Raw genomic sequence first — 1175 nt, 5'->3', positions numbered from 1 at the left:
AGTTTGAACGCTTTCCCGATAGTGAACTGACTGACGCCCACCTGGCTACGCACTCCTTTGATCTGCGATAACGAAAGGAGTGCACCACAATGATGCACGACAATGACAGCTCCGCGGTAGTGGTCGGAATCGACACGCACGCGGATTCGCACCACGTGGCGGTGATCACGAACTATGGTCGCCCCCTCGTCGACGTGATGGTGCCGGCGACCGCGTCCGGCTACCGGGAAGCGCTTGCCCTGGTTGGCGAATACTCACAGGTCGACAAGGTGGGTATCGAATGTACCGGCAGCTACGGCGCTGGAATCACCAGGAAGTTCCTCGACGCGGGCTACGCAGTCGTCGAAGTCAATCAACCGAATCGGTTCGATAGACATCGCCGCGGCAAGACTGACCAGTTTGATGCGTACGCCGCTGCTGAGGCGGTTCTCTCCGGTCGAGCGACCGCCCTGCCGAAAGGCAACGACGGGCTGGTGGAGTCCCTTCGGGTGCTGCGAACCACTCGATCTTCGGCCGTGCGGGACCGCACCGCGACGATCAATCAGATCCGCGCCATGCTCGTATCCGCGCCCGAGCCCCTTCGCCAGAAGTATCGCGGATTGAGCACGTCGAAGCTGGTGGCAGCGCTGGCCGCGACCCGGCCGCCGGCACAACCGGTGACCGCAGCTGAATCCACAGCGGTGTGCCTTCGCCATCTCGCCCGCCGATACAAGTTCCTCGACGAACAAGTCGCGGACCTCCTCCGGCAGATTACGCGGCTTCTGGACGATCATGCTCCGGCGCTAATGGGGGTCTACGGCGCCGGCCCGGACAGCGCTGCCCAGTTACTCATCACCGCCGGAGACAATCCCGAACGGATGCGCAGTGAACGCCACTTCGCTGCCCTCGCCGGGGCTTCACCGATCCCGGCCTCCTCGGGAAAGACGAATCGCTACCGGCTCAATCGCGGTGGCGACCGGCAAGCCAACTCCGCGTTGCACCACATCGTTCTCGTCCGGATGCACTACGAGACCCGCACCCGCGAGTACGTCGAACGCAGAATCGCCGAGGGCAAGACGAAACGAGAGATCATGCGTTGCCTGAAACGTTACGTCGCCCGCGAGGTCTTCCCGGTCCTCCGGAGCACACTCGAACCAAATCTAGGCACTCAAACCCTTGACACAGCTATATAGGAG

At 62.3% G+C, this 1175-nt stretch carries 1 protein-coding gene; it reads left to right on the top strand.

Going from position 1 to position 1175, the window contains the following annotated elements; genetic code table 11:
- The first annotated feature begins 89 nt into the window (after positions 1-89).
- On the top strand, positions 90-1172 hold the full coding sequence (locus tag G6030_RS14870) for an IS110 family transposase (protein ID WP_182643653.1): 1083 nt from the start codon (positions 90-92) through the stop codon (positions 1170-1172).
- Positions 1173-1175: the final 3 nt, after the last annotated feature.

It is taken from the genome of Dietzia sp. E1 (assembly GCF_014145015.1).
GTDB lineage: Bacteria > Actinomycetota > Actinomycetes > Mycobacteriales > Mycobacteriaceae > Dietzia > Dietzia cinnamea_A.
This window is presented reverse-complemented; position numbering and strand designations above follow the sequence as displayed.

Bases quoted from the DNA above. Each gene is read 5' to 3' on its own strand.
- G6030_RS14870 (WP_182643653.1), top strand. From the start codon at position 90: ATGATGCACGACAATGACAGCTCCGCGGTAGTGGTCGGAATCGACACG.